The sequence below is a fragment of the Haladaptatus sp. CMAA 1909 genome, assembly GCF_043952005.1.
Lineage (GTDB): Archaea > Halobacteriota > Halobacteria > Halobacteriales > Haladaptataceae > Haladaptatus.
In genome coordinates this window covers 3023103-3041731 of record NZ_JBIOAV010000001.1, presented here as the reverse complement: position 1 = coordinate 3041731, position 18629 = coordinate 3023103, and the positions used below count along the sequence as shown (strand labels likewise).

Below are 18629 nucleotides of genomic sequence, written 5' to 3'. Positions count from 1 at the left end.
ATGAGTAACGCACCAACACGAGAGGTCGCACGCCGCACCTTCGCGGCGGAGTTCAACGACGCGAGTTACACGTTCAAGGAGTCGGACGACGAGCGCGCACCGGTCTACTTGCTCCTCCCCACGGGCGAGCGAGCGAACCGAGTCTTCGTTGTCGGGACGCTGACCGAGAAGGAAGACGTCGGCGAGGACAGCGAATACTGGCGCGGACGGGTCGTGGACCCGAACGGGGACACGTTCTTCGTCTACGCCGGGCAGTACCAACCGGACGCCGCGGCCATGCTTCGGGAACTCGAAGCGCCGGCCTACGTCGCCATCGCCGGGAAACCCCGGACGTTCGAGATGGACGACGGAACGGTGAACGTCTCCCTGCGTCCCGAATCCATCACCGTGGTGGACGAATCGACGCGGGACCGCTGGGTGGTCGAAACCGCCGAACGAACCCTCGAACGCATCGAGGCGTTCGACGACGAGACCAACCGCTACGCCGTGATGGCGAAAGAGGAGTACGAGCGACCCATCGACACCTACCGCGACAACGCGATTCGGGCGCTCGAAAGCCTCGACACCGGCGACGGAGCGGGTGACGACGGCGGCGACGAAGCTGCCGACGGAGCGGATTCCGAGGGCGAAACGCCGCCACAGTAGCGAACTTCGCCACCACCCTTTCGACCGCGGATACGATTTCGAAGGGTCCGAGTAGACGACGCAGGGAGCGACAGCTATCGGCGACGGACGGGACGAACGGAGCTGAAATCGACATCACACCGACCCATGCCCGACGAACGAACATCACCGAGCGGCGATTGGCGGGACGTGTACGCCGAGATGGGTGCGGACACGTCCGCCGAAGGCCCGAGTCGTCCGTGTCCGAAATGCGGTGCAGAATCGGCGCGCGTCTTTAGCCGCGTCTTCGAATGCGGGGAACACGGCGTGTGGGCGCTCGACAGGACGGGAAAACCGCGACTCGGGGCGCCGACGGATTCGACCCGAACGATGGCGGATTAATCGAGAGGGTCGGAGAGCGCGTGTTCCACGCGTTCTTCGAGTAGTCCGGACCAGACTAGCGTCTCGGCGGCCGAGATATCCTCGTGAATCTGCCTATCCTCCACGAGAGGCGGGACGACTTCGCGGACTGCCTCGTAGGCCGCGCCGGTGCCGACACCGTGTGCGAGGTCATCGGAGACGAACTCCGCAGCCTGTGCGCCACAGATCAGTTCGATACCGACGATGGGAATTGCGTTCGCCACGGCACGGCGGGCGTTGTACGCGCTCTGTGCGCTCATGCTCACGTGGTCCTCCTGATTGCCGCTGACCGGCGTGTTGTCCATCGAGGCGCGGCCGATGGAGCGATTTTCGTTCAACAGCGCCGCGGCGGTGTACTGGGCGATCATGTAACCCGAACGTAACCCGCCGTGTTCGGTGAGAAACGGGGGCAGGTGTGGTTCTTGGATGTTCGGATTAAGCATGCGGTCCACCCGACGCTCCGAAATGGCCGCTAGTTCGGTGACGGCGTTCGTCAGATAATCCAGCGGCAGCGCGAGCGGGTCGCCGTGGAAGTTCCCGCCGGAGAGGACGGCGGCGTCACCCGCACCGCTCGCGCGACTGTGAACGGCGTCGGCCGGGAAGATGAGCGGATTGTCCGTCGCGCTGTTGAGTTCGATTTCGACGGCGTTCCGAAGGTGGGCGACGGCGTCCCGAACCGCACCGTGAACCTGCGGCATGCATCGAATCGAGTATGCGTCCTGCACACGGTCGCAGTTGCGGTGAGACTCGACTATCTCGGAGTCGACGGTGAGGCGCTTGATGTTCCGTGCACTCTTCGCGTGGCCGTCGTGGGGGCGAACGTCGGCGATGACGGAGTCAGCGGAGGCCGTCGTTCCCATGGTGACTTCGGTCGTAAGCGCGCCGGCGACGTCCGCGGCCCGAATCGCTCGTTCGGCGTCGCGCACGACGAGCGCGGCGAGACCGACCGAAAGCTGAGTGCCGTTGATGAGCGCCAATCCTTCCTTGGCCACGAGGGGTATCGGGTCGAGTTCGGCGGTTTCGAGGGCGTCCGCGCCGTCCATTCGTTCGTCACCGACCGTCGCCGTTCCTTCGCCCATGATGACCAGCGCCAGGTGCGCGAGCGGCGCGAGGTCGCCGCTCGCGCCGAGGCTTCCGCGGGATTTGACGACCGGGTGGACGCCCTCGTTCAGCATCGTCACGAGTTGGTCCACGACGATTTCCCGGATTCCCGAATAGCCTTTGACGAGCGCGTTGACCCGCCCGAGCATCATGGCGCGCACTTCCTCGCGGCGCAGTTCCCTGCCCGCGCCCGCGGCGTGACTCCTGATGAGGTTGCTCTGGAGCGTCTCGATGTCCTCGCGCGGGATGCGTTCGTCCACGAGTTCGCCGAATCCGGTGTTGACGCCGTAGACGGCTTCGCCGCTTTCGACCACTTCTTCGACGCGTTTTCGTGCGGTTCTGACCCGTTCGCGGGCGTCGTCGGGGACGAAGACGGTCGCGTCGTCGCGCGCGACGCGTTCCACGTCCTCGGGCGTCAGCGATTCGCCGTCGATTTCGATTTCACTCATGATGGACCACCTCGCCGTTCTTCAGTACCGTCTCAACCGTGTTCACGCCGAAGTTGTAGGGGACGTGGACGTAGTTCGGCGCGTCGATGACCGCGATGTCGGCGGGGGAACCCGGTTGAAGCGTTCCGGTTCCCGCTTCCAAATCGAGCGCCATCGCGGCGTGTTTCGTCCCGGCGACCAGCGCCTCGGCGGGCGTCATGCCCATCTCGACACAGGCGAGCGACGAGGCGAAGCCCATGCTCTGGGAGTGGCAGTTCGGGTTGAAATCCGTGGCGATGGCTACGGGCGCTCCAGCGTCGAGGAACGCACGAGCGTCGGCGAACTCCGCGCCGAGGCCGAAGGCGGTTCCCGGCAGCAAAACGGGAACGACACCCGCGTCGGTCAGGGCGGCGACGTCCTCGTCCGTCGCGTGGAGGAGGTGATCCGCGCTCGTCGCGCCGAGATCGGCGGCGAGTTGCGACCCGCCGATGTGGGCGAGTTCCTCGGCGTGGACCTTCGGTGTCAACCCGTACTCCTCGCCAGTTTTCAGGACGCGGCGCGACTGCGGGACGGTGAAGACGCCCTCCTCGCAGAACACGTCGCAGAACTCCGCGATTCCCTGTTCCGCGACGGCGGGAATCTGTTCCTCGACGACCTCGTCCGCGTACTCGTCGGCGTCCCGACCCTCCGGAATTGCGTGGGCGCCCATGAACGTCGGCACGACGTCGACGGCATGGCGGTCGTCGGCCCGCGAAATCACGTCGAGCATTCGGAGTTCGGTTTTGGTGTCCAGCCCGTAGCCGGATTTGACCTCGACCGTGGTCGTCCCATGGGCGAGTATCGTATCGAGGTCGGAAAGCAGGTTCGCGAGCAACTCCTCGTCGCTCGCTTCCCGTACCGCCTGCACGGTTCGGAGGATACCGCCGCCGTCGGCGAGGATTTCTTGATACGTTTTACCCCGTAATTTCGCCTCGAACTCGTCGGATCGGTCCCCCGCGAACAGCGCGTGGGTGTGCGGGTCGACGAAGCCGGGAATCACCGCTTTGCCGCTCGCATCGACCGCGTGGGTCGCGTTCTCCGGCGGGAACTCGCGGGTGACGGGACCCGTCGCGCCGACTCGTGCGACGTCGCCGTCTACCATTGCGATTGCAGCGTCTTCGTAAATTCCGAGGGAGCCGTCCTCCTCCACGGTGACGACTTGCGCCGCGTCGTGAACGACGGCGGTGAGGTCGTTTTCCGTCGGTTCCGATTCGCTCATCGTCCACCTCCGACGGTCGAGAGGAAGTGTGCGATTGCTCGCGCACCGGCGTTTACCGTCCGGTCGTCACGGTCAAGCGACGGGGCGCACTCCACGACTTCGAAGCCAGCGACTCGGTCGTCGCTGGCGGCGAGTCGAAGCATCCGGAACAGTTCGCGGGGGGAGATGCCGCCCGGTGTCGGCGCGCTGACGCCGGGTGCGAACGCGGCGTCGAGCACGTCCAAATCGACGCTCACGTAGATGGCGTCCATGTCGCCCAGCGACTCCAACGCGGTGTCGATGGCGGAGACGGAATCCTCGCCGACCTCCTCCGCGGTGACGATTTCACCGTCCGATTCGCGGACGAACTCGGCGTACGGCGAACTCGTCTCGAAGTGGCGCACGCCGACGCAGGCGTAGGCGTCGAGACCCGCATCGAACAACTGTCGGTACGGCGTGCCGCTGGTCGGGTCGCCGCGCACTTCTCGCACGTCAAGGTGCGCGTCGAAGTTGACGACGCCGAGCGACCCGTCTTCGAGGAGCGGTACGGCGTTCGGGTAGGTGAAAGAGTTGTCGCCGCCGAGGAAGACGGGGAGCGCGTCGGCGTCGTGGAGTCGGGTCGTGAGGACGCGAGCCTCTTCCTGAAGCAGTTCGGTGGTCACGTCGCTCGACTCGTCCGAATCGAGCATGAGCATCACGTCGCCCGCGTCTCCGATACGGCCGACCGGACCGAAATCGAAGTGGTGCGTCTTCACACCGGCGAGACTCTCTCGGAGCGCCGCCGGGCCGTCCGCGGCACCTTTTCGACCGATGACGGCGTGGTCGAACGGTTCGCCGAGCAGCACCGCGTGGAACTCGGAGAGACGAGCGTCGTCCAGTTCCGGGACGGTTTCGACGACGTCGCCGAACTGTTCGTCGTTCGGGTCGTCGGACGTGCCGCGCCATTCCGACGGCGGGTTCAGTCCGGTCATCGTCGATCACGCATCGGAACCGCGACGTTCGATTTCTCGGCCTGTTCTATCGCCTCGTCGTAGCCCGCGTCGGCGTGGCGAATCACGCCCATTCCGGGGTCGGTGGTGAAGACCCGGCGGGCCTTCTCGGCGGCCAACTCGGACCCGTCGAGAACGACGTGGTTGTTCGCGTGGAGCGCGTTGCCGATGCCGACGCCGCCGCCGTCGTGGACGGACACGATGTCCGCGCCCGCCGCGCAGTTGAGCAGGGCGTTCAGAATCGGCCAGTCGGCGATGGCATCCGAGTCGTCGCGCATGGCTTCCGTCTCGCGGTTCGGGCTTGCGACCGACCCCGCGTCGAGGTGGTCGCGCGTGACGACGATGGGGGCCTCGATTTCGCCGTCCGCGACGAGTTCGTTGATTCGGAGGGCGAAGCGGGCGCGTTCGGTGAGACCGTCCTCGTCATCTTCGGCGGCTCTGCCGCCTCCGTTTCGCTGCGCTTCCCGAGCATCCCTCGTCTCATAGCCGAGCCAACACACCCGCGAGGGAAGTCCCTGGAATTCGACCTGTTCCTGCGCGAGGTCTATCCAGCGGTGGAGTTGCTCCTTTTCGGGGAACAGTTCCACGATGGCCTCGTCGGTGCGGTGAATGTCCTCGGGATTGCCGGACAGCGCGGCCCAGCGGAATGGACCCTTGCCCTGACAGAATAGGGGTCGAATGTACGCCGGAACGAATCCAGGGAAGTCGAACGCGTTCTGCATGTCGCGGTGTTCTTTCACCTGTCCGCGGATGTTGTTGCCGTACTCGAATGCGACAGCGCCTGCGTCCTGAATGTCGAGGATGCCCTGCACGTGTCGAGCCATCGTGTCCAGACTCTCCTCAACGTACGCTTCAGGGTCCTCCTCGCGGAGTTGATCAGCCTCTTCGACGGTGTAGCCCGACGGGTAGTAGCCTTCCAGTTCGTCGTGGGCGCTCGTCTGGTCGGTGATGACGTCCGGGACGAACCCCCTGTCGAGCATCCCTTCGAGCAGGTCGGCGGCGTTGATGTGGACGCCGATGGAGTATGCCTCGCCGTTCTCGGCGGCTTCCTCCGCTTTTTCGATTGCGTCGTCTAAATCGTCCGTTTTCTCCATACAGTAGCCGGTTTCGATGCGGCGGTCGATTCGGTCCTCGTCCACCTCGGCCGCGATACAGACGCCGTGGTTCATCGTGACGGCGAGCGGTTGGGCACCGCCCATCCCGCCGAGGCCGCCGGTCACGACGATTTTCCCAGTCAGGTCGCCGTCGTAGTGTTCGTCGGCGAGGGCGGCGAGCGTCTCGAACGTTCCCTGAATGATGCCCTGCGTTCCGATGTAGGCCCACGACCCGGCGGTCATCTGACCGTACATGATGAGTCCCTTCGCTTCGAGTTCGTGGAAGTGTTCCCAGTCGTCCCACTTGCCGACGAGGTTGGAGTTGGCGATGAGGACGCGGGGCGCGCGTTCGTGCGTCGTGAACCGCCCCACGGGTTTACCCGATTGGACGAGGAGCGTCTCGTCGTCGTCCAGTTCCCGCAGTTCGGCCATGATGGCGTCGTAGGCGTCCCACGAGCGGGCCGCCCGGCCCGTTCCACCGTAGACGACGAGTTCTTCGGGGTTTTCGCCGACGTCCGGGTCGAGGTTGTTGTTCAGCATGCGAAGGGCGGCCTCCTGCCGCCAACCCTTGCATTCGATGTCCGTTCCGGTGGGCGCACCCTGATAGTCGCGCCACTGGGCGCTCGGGTCGCCGATGCCGTGGTCGGATTCCGGTCGGTCGTTCATTCGGTTTCTAGGTCGTAGTATGTGCGCGGAGAGCAAAGACCCACGGCCCTGCACTCGGAGGGTTCTTTAAATAGTTTCGGCGAAAATTCCCGGTGATGCACGAGGTGGTCCTGCGAATCGAACAACCGAGCGTCCCCGCGGAAGCCACGGCCGGAACCGAGACGGCCGTCGAGTTGTGGTGTAACGACCACTGTGACCTGTTGCACGTCAGTGGACCGGACGGCGAGGATGTCCTTCGACGCCTCGAAGGACTCGTCGGCGTGCAGGAACTGCTGGTCGAAGGGGACGAACGGGTAGCGATGACCGAAGCGTGTCTGAAAGAGCGCGAAACCGATACCGTGGAGTCGTTTCTCGCCCGCCACAACTGTCTGCTTGTGCCGCCACTGCGCTACGTCGACGGGGAGAAGTGGTGTCGGATACTGTCGCTCGATTCGGCGCACCTGACCGCGCTGTACCGCAACCTCGTGACGGCGTTCCCCGTGACGGTCGAATCGAAGCGAGAGATCACGGCGGTATCGGGAGACAGACCGCTCCTCACGCCGGAAACCGCGCTTCCCGACCTCTCGTCCCGTCAGCAGGAGGCGCTGGTGTTAGCGGTCGAGATGGGGTACTATCGGATTCCGCGCGGAACGACGACGACGGAAATCGCGGACGAGATGGACATCGAGCGCCGGACGTTGGAAGAACACCTGCGGCGAGCGGAGAACAAGATCATCGGCGGGATGGTGTCGTTCTACGGCGGCCGTGGTACCGTCTGACGAAACCTTAAGTAGTGTCACGCCGCTAATCTACGTCAAGATGGGCAACAAAAACAAGACGATCTCCTTTCGGGTGAACGAGGACGCGTTCGAAACCCTGCGGGAGATCGCCGAAAAGCGCGATATCTCGCTGTCGGCAGTGTTCCGCGACTACGTGGACATGCTGGTCGCCCATGACGGAAAGGTCAAAGTCGTCCCCGAAAATCAGATCGGGGAGGAAACCAACGAGGAGTCGTTCCCGCCGAAAGTCGAGGTTCCGAAAAGCTTCGTTCGGGAACACGAACGACTCGAATTAGAAGCGGACCACCTCCGGGAACAGCTACAGGAACACAAGGAGTACCTTCGCCATCTCCAGTCGAAGGTCGACGACGACGGGGAGGAGGAGGTCATCCAACTGGAGGAGTTGGACGACGAACTGGAAAGCGACGAACCGTTCCGGTTGGGGTAGTCGTTAGCCCGACAGCGAGTGTTTCTTCTGGCGAGAGCGCGACTCCATCGAGTCGTCGCCCTCGACGACCGCGAGTTCCTCGACGGCTTCGAGCGTTCGAACAGAGTCGTCCAAAAAGGAGAGGACGTCGCCCGGATAGGCGTACACCAGATAGTCGTCGGTCATCACGTCCACGATCGCATCGGGCCCGAGGCCGCCCTCCCGGAGTTCGAGGAGGTACTGCATGAACTTCCGTTCCGGACAGCCACAGTAGGGGTTGCTCTGGCAGTCACAATCCAGAAAGTCCTCGGCGAAGTCGAGGACGCGGTCGCGCGTCGCTTCGTCGAGTTTCTGGAGGCCGTCGCCCTGAAACAGGATGTCGAGGGTCGCGCCCTTGAACGCCCCTTTCGGGATGTTCGTCTCCAACTGCGAGGAGATCTGCCGATGGTTTTTGACGTAGATTTTGTCCGTGATAGCCACGCTTGTTCGATTCCTATTCGGCGAGTTCGGATAAGGGTGTCGTCGGGGCAGTGTCGAACCGGGCATCACAGCCCTCACAGGCGACTATCGGTTGGAAGTCGGTATCGAGCGTAACGCGCAAATCGTCGACACCACATTCGGGGCACTGCTCGGGGATACGTTCGGAATCACACTCGGGACAAACGAACAGCGGTCCATCGTCGTTTACTTCGAATCGTAGTTCCCCGTGACCGCAGTCCGGGCAGTGCAGCGGGAATCGCAAGTCGTCACTGGGGTGCGGTGCGCCAAGTGCGAGAACGACGAGGTCGGCTTCGGAGTCGTTCCCGCCCGACCGAAACTCGCCGGGATCGAATCGGATAGCTTCGCCCTCGCCGACGGCAACGGTATTGCCTTCTCGGTTTCCACCGCCGACCGGCGGATACGTCTCGAATGTCGCTTCTCCCTCGATGACGACGATACCTACTCTTGGTCCATGTGAGTGTGCAACCCTCCGGGAAGCCCTTCGTCGGGAGCGAGTCGGTAGTAATTGATCGCGATATCGGTCGTTCCGAGGGGGTCGGATAGTTTTCGCTGGACAACGTCGATGCGGGTTTCGTTTTCGACGTCACCGACGGAAATGATATTCATACGTCCATTTTGGGCAGCACTGACAAATTCGTTTAGGAGGACGAGTGGGAAGGAGTCGTCAACAGCGGCCGCGGGAACGATGAAAACGGCGACGACAGCGACAAACGCGATGACAGCAGTGACAGCAGCGACGAATGCGATGACAGTTGCTAGGGAAAATGACCGCACCGCATACGGACGGTTCGCGCAATCCGCGCGAACCGCCCTCGGGGTCCCCATTCCTCCCCGGGCATTCGGACAGGTCGCGCCGTTCCCGCGACCTGTCCGAATCGCGCGTCCTGAAAGCGGGTAAAATGCGAGGAGCGGGAGAAAACCGGCTTCGTCTAAATCGGCTTCGGCTCAGTGTTCGCGCGTGACGACGAACTCGGCGAAGTCGCGCAGGTAGTCCAGCGCGGCGGAATCCGAGGCGTCCACGCTGTCGAGGGCGGCCAGCGCCGCGTCCGACTGCTCGTGGGCGAGTTCGTTCGCCTCCTCCGCGCTGAGGTCGGTCACTTGGACGATGGACGGGCGACCGATTTCCTCGTCCTGTCCCGTCGGTTTGCCGAGGTCGTCGGGGTCGGCCGTGGCGTCGAGGACGTCGTCCCGAATCTGGAAGGCGATACCGACGCGTTCGGCGTACTCGCCGAAGGCATCGACCGTCTCCGGGTCGGCGTCGGCGGCGATAGCGCCCAGTTCGGCGGCGGCGCGAAACAGCGCGCCGGTCTTCCGTCGGGCGAGTCCCATGTACTCGGACTGGTTCGACGGCATGGAAACGAGTTCCGACGCCTCGCCCATGCCGAGTTCTATCATCGACTCCGCGACGACTTCCATCGCGCGTGGGTCGGACGAGAACAGTTCGAAGGCCTCGCCGAGCATCCCGTCACTGGCGATGATGGCCGGACCATAGCCGTACTCGGCCCACGCGCTCTCCGTCCCGCGCCGCACGTCCGACCGGTCGATGATGTCGTCGACGACGAGCGACGCGTCGTGGACGAGTTCGATACCGACGCCGAAATCGACGGCGTTTTCGGCCTCACCGCCCGCGGCCTCACAGGCCAGCATGGCAACGGTGGGTCGAACCCGTTTGCCACCCGAGAGTGCCGTGTGGGCCAACTGCTCCGACAGTTCGCGTGGTTCGACCCGCCCAACAACCTCCTCCAACCGGTCCTCGACGAGCGTCCTGCGGGCCATCAGGTACTCCATTCGTCTGTGCTTCAGGACGGGGCACGCAAATACGTGACGGGTTCAGTCCGCTGTCATCACCGCCCGGAGCGACAGAAACGTCGGGAGTAATCCCTGCGTCGTCGGGCGTTCGAGGTCGGCGCACGCTTGGCGTAGCCGTCGGCCAACTGCTCGTAGGCGGAGAACGCCAGCGGCCGGTCTCGCTCGTCGGTCATACTCTCCGCTCGGCGAGAACAGTGAAAAAGCTCGCTAGTCGAACCGCCTCGTCGTTCGAGCGAAAAATACGAACCGAACGGTTCTAGTTGAACTGCTCGATGAGTTCGGGCACCACGTCGAACAGGTCGCCGACGATACCGTAGTCGGCGATGTCGAAGATGGGCGCGTTCGGGTCGTTGTTGATGGCGATGATGGTGTCCGACCCCTTCATCCCGGCGACGTGCTGCACCGCGCCGGAGATACCGATGGCGAGGTAGACCGTCGGCGTCACCTGCGAACCGGACTGGCCGACCTGCCGGTTCTTCGGCAACCAACCGTTGTCCACGATGGGACGCGACGACGACAGCGTCGCGCCGGTCGCTTCCACGAGGTCCTCGATGAGCGGGAGGTTGTCCTCCTCCTCGATACCGCGGCCGATGCTGACGAGGAACTCGGCCTCGCTGATGTCCACGTCGCCGGCACCGACTTCCTCGAAGCCGGTGACGGACGAGCGGACGGCGTCCTCGTCGGGTTCGAAGTCGAACGCGGACACGTCGGCCTCGCCGACGCCCTCCGCCTCCGGCCACTCCGCACCGCGCGTCGTGAGGGCGAACTGGTCGCCGTCAACGTCCACCGTCGTCTCGACTTTCGACCCGTACATCTCGCGCGTCGCCGTGAGCGCGTCGTCGTACTCGAAGCCGATGACGTCGGTCACGAGGGGAAGGTCGAGTCGGTTGGCGACTGCGGGCGCGTAATCGAGTCCGTTCACGCTGTTCGGCATGAGGAGGAACGTCGGTTCGAGGTCGGCGAACAGCGCCTCGATGGCCTGCACGTACACGTCGTGGTTGAACTCCTCGCCGTACTCGACGGTGTGAATCGCATCCAGGCCGTCGCGGTTCAGCGTATCCGCGTGGGAATCGACGTCGCCGCTGATGACGGCGAGGTGTAGGTTGCCACCCGCGTCGTCGGCGAGTTCGCGTCCGGCGGAGATGACTTCGAAGCTCTCGTCGCGGAGTTCGCCGCGGCGGTGTTCCGTGACGGCGAGAACGTCGCTCATTGGACGACCCCCTTCTCACGGAGAACCTCGGCAAGTTTCCCGGCCGTCTCTCCGGCGTCGCCTTCGAAGATCTCCGCGTCGCTCTCGCTCTCGGGTTCGTACATGTCCGTCAGCGTCAGGTCGCTCTCCACGGCGTCGGCGTCGAGTCCGAGGTCGTCGAGCGTCTTCGGTGCGATCTCCTTGGACTGTGCCTGCCGAATACCGCGCAGACTGGCGTATCGCGGTTCGTTGATACCCGTCTGGATGGTCAGCACGGCGGGAAGTTCGATGTCCGTAAGCTCCTCAACACCGCCTTCCAGTTCGCGGTGGACGTGTGCGACGCCTTTGTCGGCGTCCATGTCGAGCGCGTTGACGACCGCACCCCACTCGTAGCCGATTTCGTCGGCGAGCGAGACGCCGGTCGCACCGAACGCGTCGTCACCGGCCTGTACGCCAGTCAACACGAGGTCGGGGTCCTCCTCCGCGACGACGGCGGCGAGGATTTGCGTCTTCGTCTCCACGTCGAGCAAGTCGGTGGCTTCGAGCGCCTCGTCCCACACGCGGATGGAGCGGTCTGCACCCTTGGCGAGCGCCATCCGAATCGTCTCCTCGGCGCGTTCCGGGCCGATGGTGACGGTCACCACTTCGTCCGCGGTACCCGCTTCGTTCAACTGGACGCCTTCCTCGACGGCGTAGTCGTCCCACTCGTTCAGGTCATATTCGAGGTAGCGGCCGTCTACCTCGGTCCCGTCCACTTCGAAGTCATCCGCGAGTTCGGCGACTTCTTTCACCGTTACAAGGACCTTCATAATCAATTCCTTTCCGGGTAGCGGGTAAACGTTTTCGAAACAGTCGACAATGCACGTGCCGTACTAATCGGAAAAGTTACTAATTGTGGGAGTAGAGCGTGTTTACTCGTCGTCGAAGTCGGTCACGTCCTCGCCGGGGAGCGTGATGAGGTTTTCTCGGCCGATACGGAGCTTGTCGATCCGATCGGAGTCGTTCATCGCCGAGAGGAGTTGGGACACCTTCGCGTTCGACCAGTTGGTCTCCTTGACGATGGTCGCCTGCTTCATCCGACCGCCGCTCTGCTGCAACAGGTGTTCGACGCGCTCTTCGTCCGAGAGGAGTTCGAGATCCGGTTCGTCCTCCGCCGGTTCGGAGTCCGAATCCGGGTCCGGCGACGGAACGGATCGTGAGTCCGAGGGGTCGGAATCGAGGTCCGGTTCGTCCCCGTCCCGTTGAAGGAACGCGTAGATGCCGGCACCGATGATACCCACCAAAACGAGGAGGCCAGCGATGTACATCGTCCACGAAGTCGACTCTTCCACGGGCCCGGGATTCACCTCGTTGTACGTGACACGAACGAAGTCCCGACCGCCGGTCGACGAACGAATCGTCATCGGACCGTAGAGGGGTATCGTTCCGTTTGTGTGTCCGAAGTTGGAGTTTTGAATCTGGTATCCGTCGGGCGTGTGAATGAAGAGGTTCTGGTTCGCGGATAGCGAGCGAAGCCACGTGGATTCACCGCCGTCGAACAGGAACGCATCTCCGAGATAGATTTTGTCGTCGTTTACCCGGGTAAAATTCGTCCAGACGAACGAGAGCGTCAACAGTCCGGTTTCGTTGGCCACGACGGACTCGCGATCGACGTTTCGTATCTTCATCTCACGGCCGGTTTCCGCCTGTTCGATTCTCGCGATCTGTCGGAACGTTTCGGCCGAAAAACCGAGGTCGTCGTTTCCACCCCGCTCGAAGTCAGTTCCGAGGCGTTCGAACGCCTCGGTTTCGTTTTCGTCGTTGAGCGCGAACTCCATCGAGACGTTCCAATGAGCGTCACCATTGGACCGCGGTGTAATGTGAATCGAAGTCCCGTTCGTCGACGTCTGGCTGGCTGCGGTACGGTCTCCCGCTACGGAATCGGTATGGGCCGGATGAGTGTGCACATCACCTGCCACTACGGTGGTTCCTAAAACTAAAACCGTAAGGAGGACCACGAGGAGGGCGAAATGTGACCGCATATCCCACTGTGGTCAAGCAGACAAGAAAATACTTTCCATCCGTGCGATAAAACATCAGGGACGTCTTTAAAAGGTCTACTCCAATCTCCACCGGTTATCGAACCGCGTCGAATCCCGTATATATTTTAATGAGTAGTGACCTACTCACCGATATGAGCCGGGTGTCCCGTATCCTGCTAGCCGCCCTCCTCGTCCTCTGCTCACCGTCCGTTGCGTTCGGAATCGGGGTGCCGGCATCTACGGCAAGTCCACCGGCGGCGAAAAACCCGGTCCAACCGCCCGGGTTCAACAACACCTCCTCCCATCTGAGCCTCGGAACGCCCACCCGGAGTGACACGTATTCGCCGACGATGAGTCTCAGTACTACGCTGGAGATGGACAGAAACGAACTGCTGGAGCAGAAGAAACGGTACACGCTTGACGAGCAACTGTCGAAGGTAGACGACAGCAGCAAGAAAGAACAACTCCTCATCAAATTCCGATCGAACATCGAAGTGCAGTTGTCCGAACTCAAGAGCGAAGAGCGGTCCGCAAGCGAGCAGTTCACCGATCAGGAGATCGGGGCCCAAAAGTACGTGCAACGTCTCGCACTGATCGATTCGAAGGGGAAGGACGTGGAGCGTTCCATCGAGTACATGATATCGAAGCGAAAGGACGTCATTCAGTTTCCCCCCGACGAATGGAAGCTTCGGACGGATTTGATCCCGCTACAGAGTCGAATCCGGGATTATGCGGCGAGGAGCTTTCGTGGCGAAGGCGATTCGAGATCGCTCTACGTAGCGGCGACGGAGGATGGCGTCGTTCTGTCCATGGTAAACGGAAACCAGTATATCAGGGAAGCGTACAGGCCGGATTACCGGAACGTCAGTAAGAGTAGCCAACTATCCATCAGCGAAGTTTCCAACCTCACTGTCAACAGTTATCCGTGGATAGTCAAACAGTCCGAGTCCGGAACACCGCACTCGGACACGGACGTTCGATACAAAAAGGGGGCCTCGAAGACGCTAATCTATTACTCACAAGGTCTCACCGAGGCGTATCTCGATACGGGAACGGAAAAGATCTACCGAGAGATACAGTACAAACTACTCACCGGGAACAACCACGTCCCCTACGGGACGGCCATCCGAAACAACAGCACGAACCTCGAACTAACCGTCAATCGAACGTATCCCGGCGGTCCGCTTCGGGTGAAACTGACGAATTCGAGTGGCGAACCGGTTCAAGGGAAGATCGCAATCGGGGAGACACCGGTCGGGAACACCGGTCCGAGCGGTACGATGTGGACCGTCTCGCCACGGGGAACGTACACCGTCAGGGCGACCCACAGTAGCGAAACCGTGAACGTGACGCTCACGCCCTACGGCATCCCGTCCACGAACTCGACGAGCGGATCACCGGAGGAGATGGTGGGTACGGCCCAAATTTGAAATACGAACACGGGGCCACTCCCCGGCGTGTCGAATCGTGCCCTCTCACCGGTCGTCGCAATCGTCCTTTTCCTCGTTATTACGCTCGTTTTGGCGGGAACTATCGGAGCCGTTTCGGTACGGTCGGTATCGCTACACGAACCGAAGCAGGTCGCCATCGACCTCTCGGCGGACGCGGCGACGAACCGACTGACGTTTACGCATCGAGCGGGCGAGTCGCTCGATGTCGACGATATCGACCTCGAAATCCGGGTGAACGGGGAACCGCTGGCATCGCAACCGCCGATACCGTTCTTCTCGGCGGACGGGTTCCACGCTGGGCCGATGGGGCCGTTCAACAGCGCGGCGGATTCGACGTGGAAGAACGGAGAAGTCACGACGCTCGAACTCGCCGAGACGAACGCACCGTTGCTCGAACCGGGAGACGAAGTCGTCGTTCGAATCGTGGAAAACGGAGCGCTGGTCGCTGAAATCGAAACGGCTGTGCAGTGATTTCGACGAGGTTTTTGTCTTACCGTCTTCGCTTACTCGTTCTCGGGCACGCGTGCGATGGTCGTGATGGCGATATCCGGGTCGTACGTCGGTCCCATTTCGCGGTGGCGGACGTCCTCGTAGCCCGCTTCCCGGAACATCCGGTCCGCCTCTTCCCGATCGTAAAAGAGCATGATGGTGTCGGCGACTTTCTGCATGACGCCCGTTCCGGGGTAGTTGGGACCGACGACCAAGACTTCCCCGCCGGGTTTCGTGACGCGGCGGATGTCGCGGAGGGTTTCGACCGGTTCGGGCCAGTATTCGATGGACCCGGACGACCAAACGATGTCGAAGGAGTCATCCTTGAACGGAAGCCGTTCCGCGTCACCCCGGTAGAAACTCACGGGATCGTATTTCCCGAGCTTCGCCCAAGCCTTTCCGAGTTGGTGAACGCTTTGGTCGAGACCGTGAACGTTGTCCGTGTATTCGAGCAGCCCTTCGGTCCCGAACCCGGTGCCACAACCGACGTCGAGCACCGTATCATCCTCGTCGATGTCGAGCATCGACAGGGCTTCCCCACGCATCTCCTCGTTCCAGATGAACGGATTCACTTGGTCGTACACTTTCGAGAGGTACTTGTAGAAGATTCGTGCTCGACGTTTGTCTTCGAGGATACCCATTAGCCGCCGATTCGGACCGAGCGATGATGAATCCCCACCATTTCGGCCGTCGAGAGGCCGAAACGGTTCCGCAAGTAGTTTATAGCCACTCACGCAATCTTCCGCGTGATTACAGTATATGCCGAGGCCAGAGGTTCTCGAACGAATAAAGGAGGCCGAAACGGAGGCTGACGACATCGTTGCGGACGCCAAAGAAACTCGCGAGGAGCGGATTTCCGAGGCACGCACGAAAGCGGAGGACATCCGCTCGGAAGCCCACGAAGAGGCCGAAGAATTGGAACAAAAACGACTCGAGAGCGCGCGCGAAGACATCGAAGCCGAGCGCGAAAAGCTCCTCGCGGAGGGCGAGGAGGAGCGCGAGGCACTCGAAACGCGTGCTCAAGAAAACGTCGACGAGGCGATAGAGTTCGTCCTCGACAGGTTCAGGGAGGCGGTGCATGCTCAGACCTGAACAGATGAGCAAAGTCTCGGTGACGGGGTCACGAACCGTCATGTCCGACGTCATCGAAACCATCCACGAGTTGAACCTCGTCCACCTGTCGAACTACGACGGGTCGTGGGACGGGTTCGACCCCGGAAACCCGATCAGTGGTGCGGACGATGCGTCCGACAAACTCGTCACCGTTCGGTCCATCGAGAGCATTATCGGTGTGAACGCGGAGGACGCCGGGCCGCAGCGAATCGTCACCGGCGAAGCGCTGGAGGACGAACTGGAAGAGATTCGAGCGCAGGTCAACGAACTCGACGACCGCCGAAACGAACTCGGCGAGGAGCTTCGAAGCGTCGAGGACCGAATCGGATCGATGGAGCCGTTCGCCGCGCTCGGAATCGACCTCGACCTGCTGTCCGGATACGACCACATACAGGTCGCGGTCGGCGAAGGAAACGCGGACGAAATCGAGCGCGCGCTCGCCGATTCCGAGGACGTTCAGGAGTTCGAACTCTTCACGGAAGGGCAAACGGTCGCCGTCTTCGCCTACCCGGCGGACGACGCGGAGGACGACGCGCTCGATGATGCGCTCGTCGGCGTCGATTTCGCGTCGCTCGACATTCCCGAGGCGTCCGGCAGTCCCGAGGAGTACGTCGCGGAACTCGAACACGACAAACAGAAGCTCGAATCGAAGCTCAACGGCGTCGAAAACGAGCTCAACGACGTGAAACTCGATGCGGCGGGATTCCTGCTCGCGGCCGAAGAAAAGCTCGCCATCGAGGTGCAGAAGGCCGAAGCGCCGCTCCAGTTCGCGACGACGGAGAACGCCTTCGTCGCCGAAGGCTGGATTCCAACCGAGAAGTACGCCGAACTGAAGAGCAACCTCGACAGCGCGGTCGGCGACCACGTCGAAGTGGACGAACTCGAACGCGCGTCCTACGAGGAGAAGGGCGGCCACCACGCGCCGCTCGAACAGGCGGAGGAGACGGGCGTCGCCACGGACGGCGGCCACGTCACCAAGGAGGAGAACCCGCCGGTCATCCAGGACAACCCCGGCGCGGTCAAACCGTTCGAGGTGCTGGTGCAGACCATCAACCGACCGAAGTACTTCGAGTTCGACCCGACGGTCGTTCTCTTCCTCACGTTCCCGCTGTTCTTCGGGTTCATGATCGGCGACCTCGGATACGGGGCGCTGTACACCCTCATCGGCTACTTCATCTACACGAAGTTCGACAGCGAGGCCATCAAGAGCCTCGGTGGAATCGCCATCTGGGCCGGAGCGTTCACGATGCTGTTCGGTATCCTGTACGGCGAAGTCTTCGGGTTGCACATCCTCGGGGAGTTCGTCTGGAGCGGTAATCCGCCGATTCACAAGGGACTGCAGCCCATCGAAGGCGAGTTCGCTACCGGTTGGCTCGTACTGAGCCTGCTGGCCGGTATCGTCCACCTCACCATCGGGTGGGGCTTCGACTTCGTCGAGAACTTGGAACACAGTTTCAAGGACGCCATGACCGAGAGCGGGTCGTGGATCATCATGATGTTCGGCCTCTGGGTGTGGATCTTCTCGGGCGCGGGCGGAAGCGCGCCCGGTCTCCTCTTCGGGCCGGAGAGCGTCTTCAACGGGAACCCGTTCCCGTTCGGGTTCACCGGTTTCCCGGCGTTCAACCTGTTCACGATACCGGGACTCAACTTCCCGTTCTCGGTGTGGCTCCTGGTGTTCTTCCTCGGACTCGTCCTGCTCGTCGTGGGCGAACCAATCGAGGCAGTCGAGTTCCTCAACGTGCTGGTTAACGTCCTCTCGTACACCCGTCTCGCCGCCGTGCTGCTCGCCAAGGCAGGGATGGCCTTCGTGGTCAACCTCCTGTTCTTCGGCGTGTATACCGTCGAAAGTCACGGTGGTGAAGAATGGCACTTCATGCTCTCGCACGGCCCCGATTACGTGCTCCATCACCACGAGGGGGCGAGCATCATGTTCCCCGGACTCGTTCACTCCGGCATCGGGGGCATCCTCGGTGGACTGCTCATCCTCGTCCTCGGACACGCCCTCGTCCTCACGCTGGGTATCACCAGTGCAGGTCTGCAGGCGGTGCGTCTCGAGTACGTGGAGTTCTTCGGCAAGTTCTACGAGGGCGGCGGCGAAGCGTACAAACCGTTCGGCTACGACCGAAATTACACGACGCAGGACTAACCGTCCGACCCCTGTTCTCGTTCTTTTATATCAAACTGGCCTCTTTTACGTCCCTTGACACTGGCATTTGCTACCATGATTTAGCGGGTACAGCGTCCGATACAAGCGAATCCGGCGGAACGCTTTGGGAAGTTTTATGAATCCAGTGACTCGAACTACGACTTGTTCGGCTATAGAGAGCCTACAA

Annotated in this window: 21 protein-coding genes; 9 read left to right on the top strand and 12 right to left on the bottom strand. The window is 62.1% G+C overall.

Annotated features, from left to right (window positions below):
• Both ACGYLY_RS16400 and ACGYLY_RS16395 read left to right on the top strand, forming a co-directional pair.
• A complete protein-coding gene (locus ACGYLY_RS16400; protein ID WP_395283890.1) occupies positions 1–645 on the top strand; it encodes an RPA family protein in 645 nt (214 codons plus the stop codon).
• Positions 646–771: 126 nt separating this feature from the next.
• On the top strand, positions 772–1005 hold the full coding sequence (locus tag ACGYLY_RS16395) for a hypothetical protein (protein ID WP_395283891.1): 234 nt from the start codon (positions 772–774) through the stop codon (positions 1003–1005).
• On the opposite strand, the gene hutH is transcribed toward ACGYLY_RS16395, so the two are convergent.
• The 4 genes from hutH to hutU are packed head-to-tail and all read right to left on the bottom strand — an operon-like array spanning position 1002 to position 6538.
• Positions 1002–2573 (bottom strand): histidine ammonia-lyase, encoded by a 1572-nt coding sequence (hutH, locus tag ACGYLY_RS16390; protein ID WP_395283892.1) that lies wholly within the window; start codon positions 2571–2573, stop codon positions 1002–1004. The two genes, ACGYLY_RS16395 and hutH, sit on opposite strands and share 4 nt — an antisense overlap.
• Entirely contained in the window at positions 2566–3810 is a 1245-nt protein-coding gene (gene hutI / locus ACGYLY_RS16385) for an imidazolonepropionase (protein ID WP_395283893.1), read from the bottom strand. The genes hutH and hutI overlap by 8 nt, the downstream gene beginning before the upstream one ends.
• Entirely contained in the window at positions 3807–4760 is a 954-nt protein-coding gene (hutG, locus tag ACGYLY_RS16380) for a formimidoylglutamase (protein ID WP_395283894.1), read from the bottom strand. The genes hutI and hutG overlap by 4 nt, the downstream gene beginning before the upstream one ends.
• Positions 4757–6538, bottom strand: a complete 1782-nt coding sequence (gene hutU, locus ACGYLY_RS16375) for a urocanate hydratase (RefSeq protein WP_395283895.1) — start codon at positions 6536–6538, stop codon at positions 4757–4759. The genes hutG and hutU overlap by 4 nt, the downstream gene beginning before the upstream one ends.
• 95 nt (positions 6539–6633) lie before the next feature.
• Between hutU and ACGYLY_RS16370 the strand changes: the two genes are divergently transcribed.
• Both ACGYLY_RS16370 and ACGYLY_RS16365 read left to right on the top strand, forming a co-directional pair.
• Positions 6634–7296, top strand: a complete 663-nt coding sequence (locus ACGYLY_RS16370; protein WP_395283896.1) for a helix-turn-helix domain-containing protein — start codon at positions 6634–6636, stop codon at positions 7294–7296.
• A gap of 40 nt (positions 7297–7336) precedes the next feature.
• Complete coding sequence (locus ACGYLY_RS16365) at positions 7337–7744, top strand: ribbon-helix-helix protein, CopG family (RefSeq protein WP_395283897.1); 408 nt, start codon at positions 7337–7339, stop codon at positions 7742–7744.
• A gap of 3 nt (positions 7745–7747) precedes the next feature.
• On the opposite strand, the gene ACGYLY_RS16360 is transcribed toward ACGYLY_RS16365, so the two are convergent.
• A complete protein-coding gene (locus ACGYLY_RS16360) occupies positions 7748–8203 on the bottom strand; it encodes a DUF5814 domain-containing protein (RefSeq protein WP_395283898.1) in 456 nt (151 codons plus the stop codon).
• Positions 8204–8429: 226 nt separating this feature from the next.
• Here ACGYLY_RS16360 and ACGYLY_RS16355 point away from each other — a divergent pair, with 226 nt between their 5' ends.
• Entirely contained in the window at positions 8430–8681 is a 252-nt protein-coding gene (locus ACGYLY_RS16355) for a hypothetical protein (RefSeq protein ID WP_395283899.1), read from the top strand.
• Here ACGYLY_RS16355 and ACGYLY_RS16350 read toward each other — a convergent pair.
• The 6 genes from ACGYLY_RS16350 to ACGYLY_RS16325 form a co-directional block, all read right to left on the bottom strand.
• Entirely contained in the window at positions 8663–8830 is a 168-nt protein-coding gene (locus ACGYLY_RS16350) for a hypothetical protein (RefSeq protein ID WP_395283900.1), read from the bottom strand. The two genes, ACGYLY_RS16355 and ACGYLY_RS16350, sit on opposite strands and share 19 nt — an antisense overlap.
• A 339-nt stretch (positions 8831–9169) precedes the next feature.
• The gene (locus tag ACGYLY_RS16345; RefSeq protein WP_395283901.1) at positions 9170–10012 is read right to left on the bottom strand and encodes a polyprenyl synthetase family protein; all 843 of its coding nucleotides are present in this window, start codon (positions 10010–10012) and stop codon (positions 9170–9172) included.
• Positions 10013–10068: 56 nt separating this feature from the next.
• The gene (locus ACGYLY_RS16340; RefSeq protein ID WP_395283902.1) at positions 10069–10206 is read right to left on the bottom strand and encodes a hypothetical protein; all 138 of its coding nucleotides are present in this window, start codon (positions 10204–10206) and stop codon (positions 10069–10071) included.
• 83 nt (positions 10207–10289) lie between these two features.
• Positions 10290–11243, bottom strand: a complete 954-nt coding sequence (locus ACGYLY_RS16335; RefSeq protein ID WP_395283903.1) for an electron transfer flavoprotein subunit alpha/FixB family protein — start codon at positions 11241–11243, stop codon at positions 10290–10292.
• Entirely contained in the window at positions 11240–12031 is a 792-nt protein-coding gene (locus ACGYLY_RS16330; protein ID WP_395283904.1) for an electron transfer flavoprotein subunit beta/FixA family protein, read from the bottom strand. The genes ACGYLY_RS16335 and ACGYLY_RS16330 overlap by 4 nt, the downstream gene beginning before the upstream one ends.
• Positions 12032–12133: 102 nt before the next feature.
• On the bottom strand, positions 12134–13039 hold the full coding sequence (locus ACGYLY_RS16325; RefSeq protein ID WP_395283905.1) for a helix-turn-helix transcriptional regulator: 906 nt from the start codon (positions 13037–13039) through the stop codon (positions 12134–12136).
• 332 nt (positions 13040–13371) lie between these two features.
• On the opposite strand from ACGYLY_RS16325, the gene ACGYLY_RS16320 reads away from it, so the two are divergent.
• Both ACGYLY_RS16320 and ACGYLY_RS16315 read left to right on the top strand, forming a co-directional pair.
• A complete protein-coding gene (locus tag ACGYLY_RS16320) occupies positions 13372–14673 on the top strand; it encodes a hypothetical protein (RefSeq protein ID WP_395283906.1) in 1302 nt (433 codons plus the stop codon).
• A 27-nt stretch (positions 14674–14700) separates the two neighbouring features.
• A complete protein-coding gene (locus tag ACGYLY_RS16315) occupies positions 14701–15165 on the top strand; it encodes a type IV pilin N-terminal domain-containing protein (protein WP_395283907.1) in 465 nt (154 codons plus the stop codon).
• A gap of 32 nt (positions 15166–15197) precedes the next feature.
• On the opposite strand, the gene ACGYLY_RS16310 is transcribed toward ACGYLY_RS16315, so the two are convergent.
• Positions 15198–15824, bottom strand: coding sequence for a methyltransferase domain-containing protein (locus ACGYLY_RS16310; RefSeq protein WP_231186045.1), 627 nt, complete (start codon positions 15822–15824; stop codon positions 15198–15200).
• A 118-nt stretch (positions 15825–15942) separates the two neighbouring features.
• On the opposite strand from ACGYLY_RS16310, the gene ahaH reads away from it, so the two are divergent.
• Positions 15943–16275: an ATP synthase archaeal subunit H gene (gene ahaH, locus ACGYLY_RS16305; RefSeq protein WP_395283908.1), complete on the top strand. Its 333-nt coding sequence runs from the start codon at positions 15943–15945 to the stop codon at positions 16273–16275.
• Complete coding sequence (locus tag ACGYLY_RS16300; RefSeq protein WP_395283909.1) at positions 16262–18442, top strand: V-type ATP synthase subunit I; 2181 nt, start codon at positions 16262–16264, stop codon at positions 18440–18442. The genes ahaH and ACGYLY_RS16300 overlap by 14 nt, the downstream gene beginning before the upstream one ends.
• Positions 18443–18629: the final 187 nt, after the last annotated feature.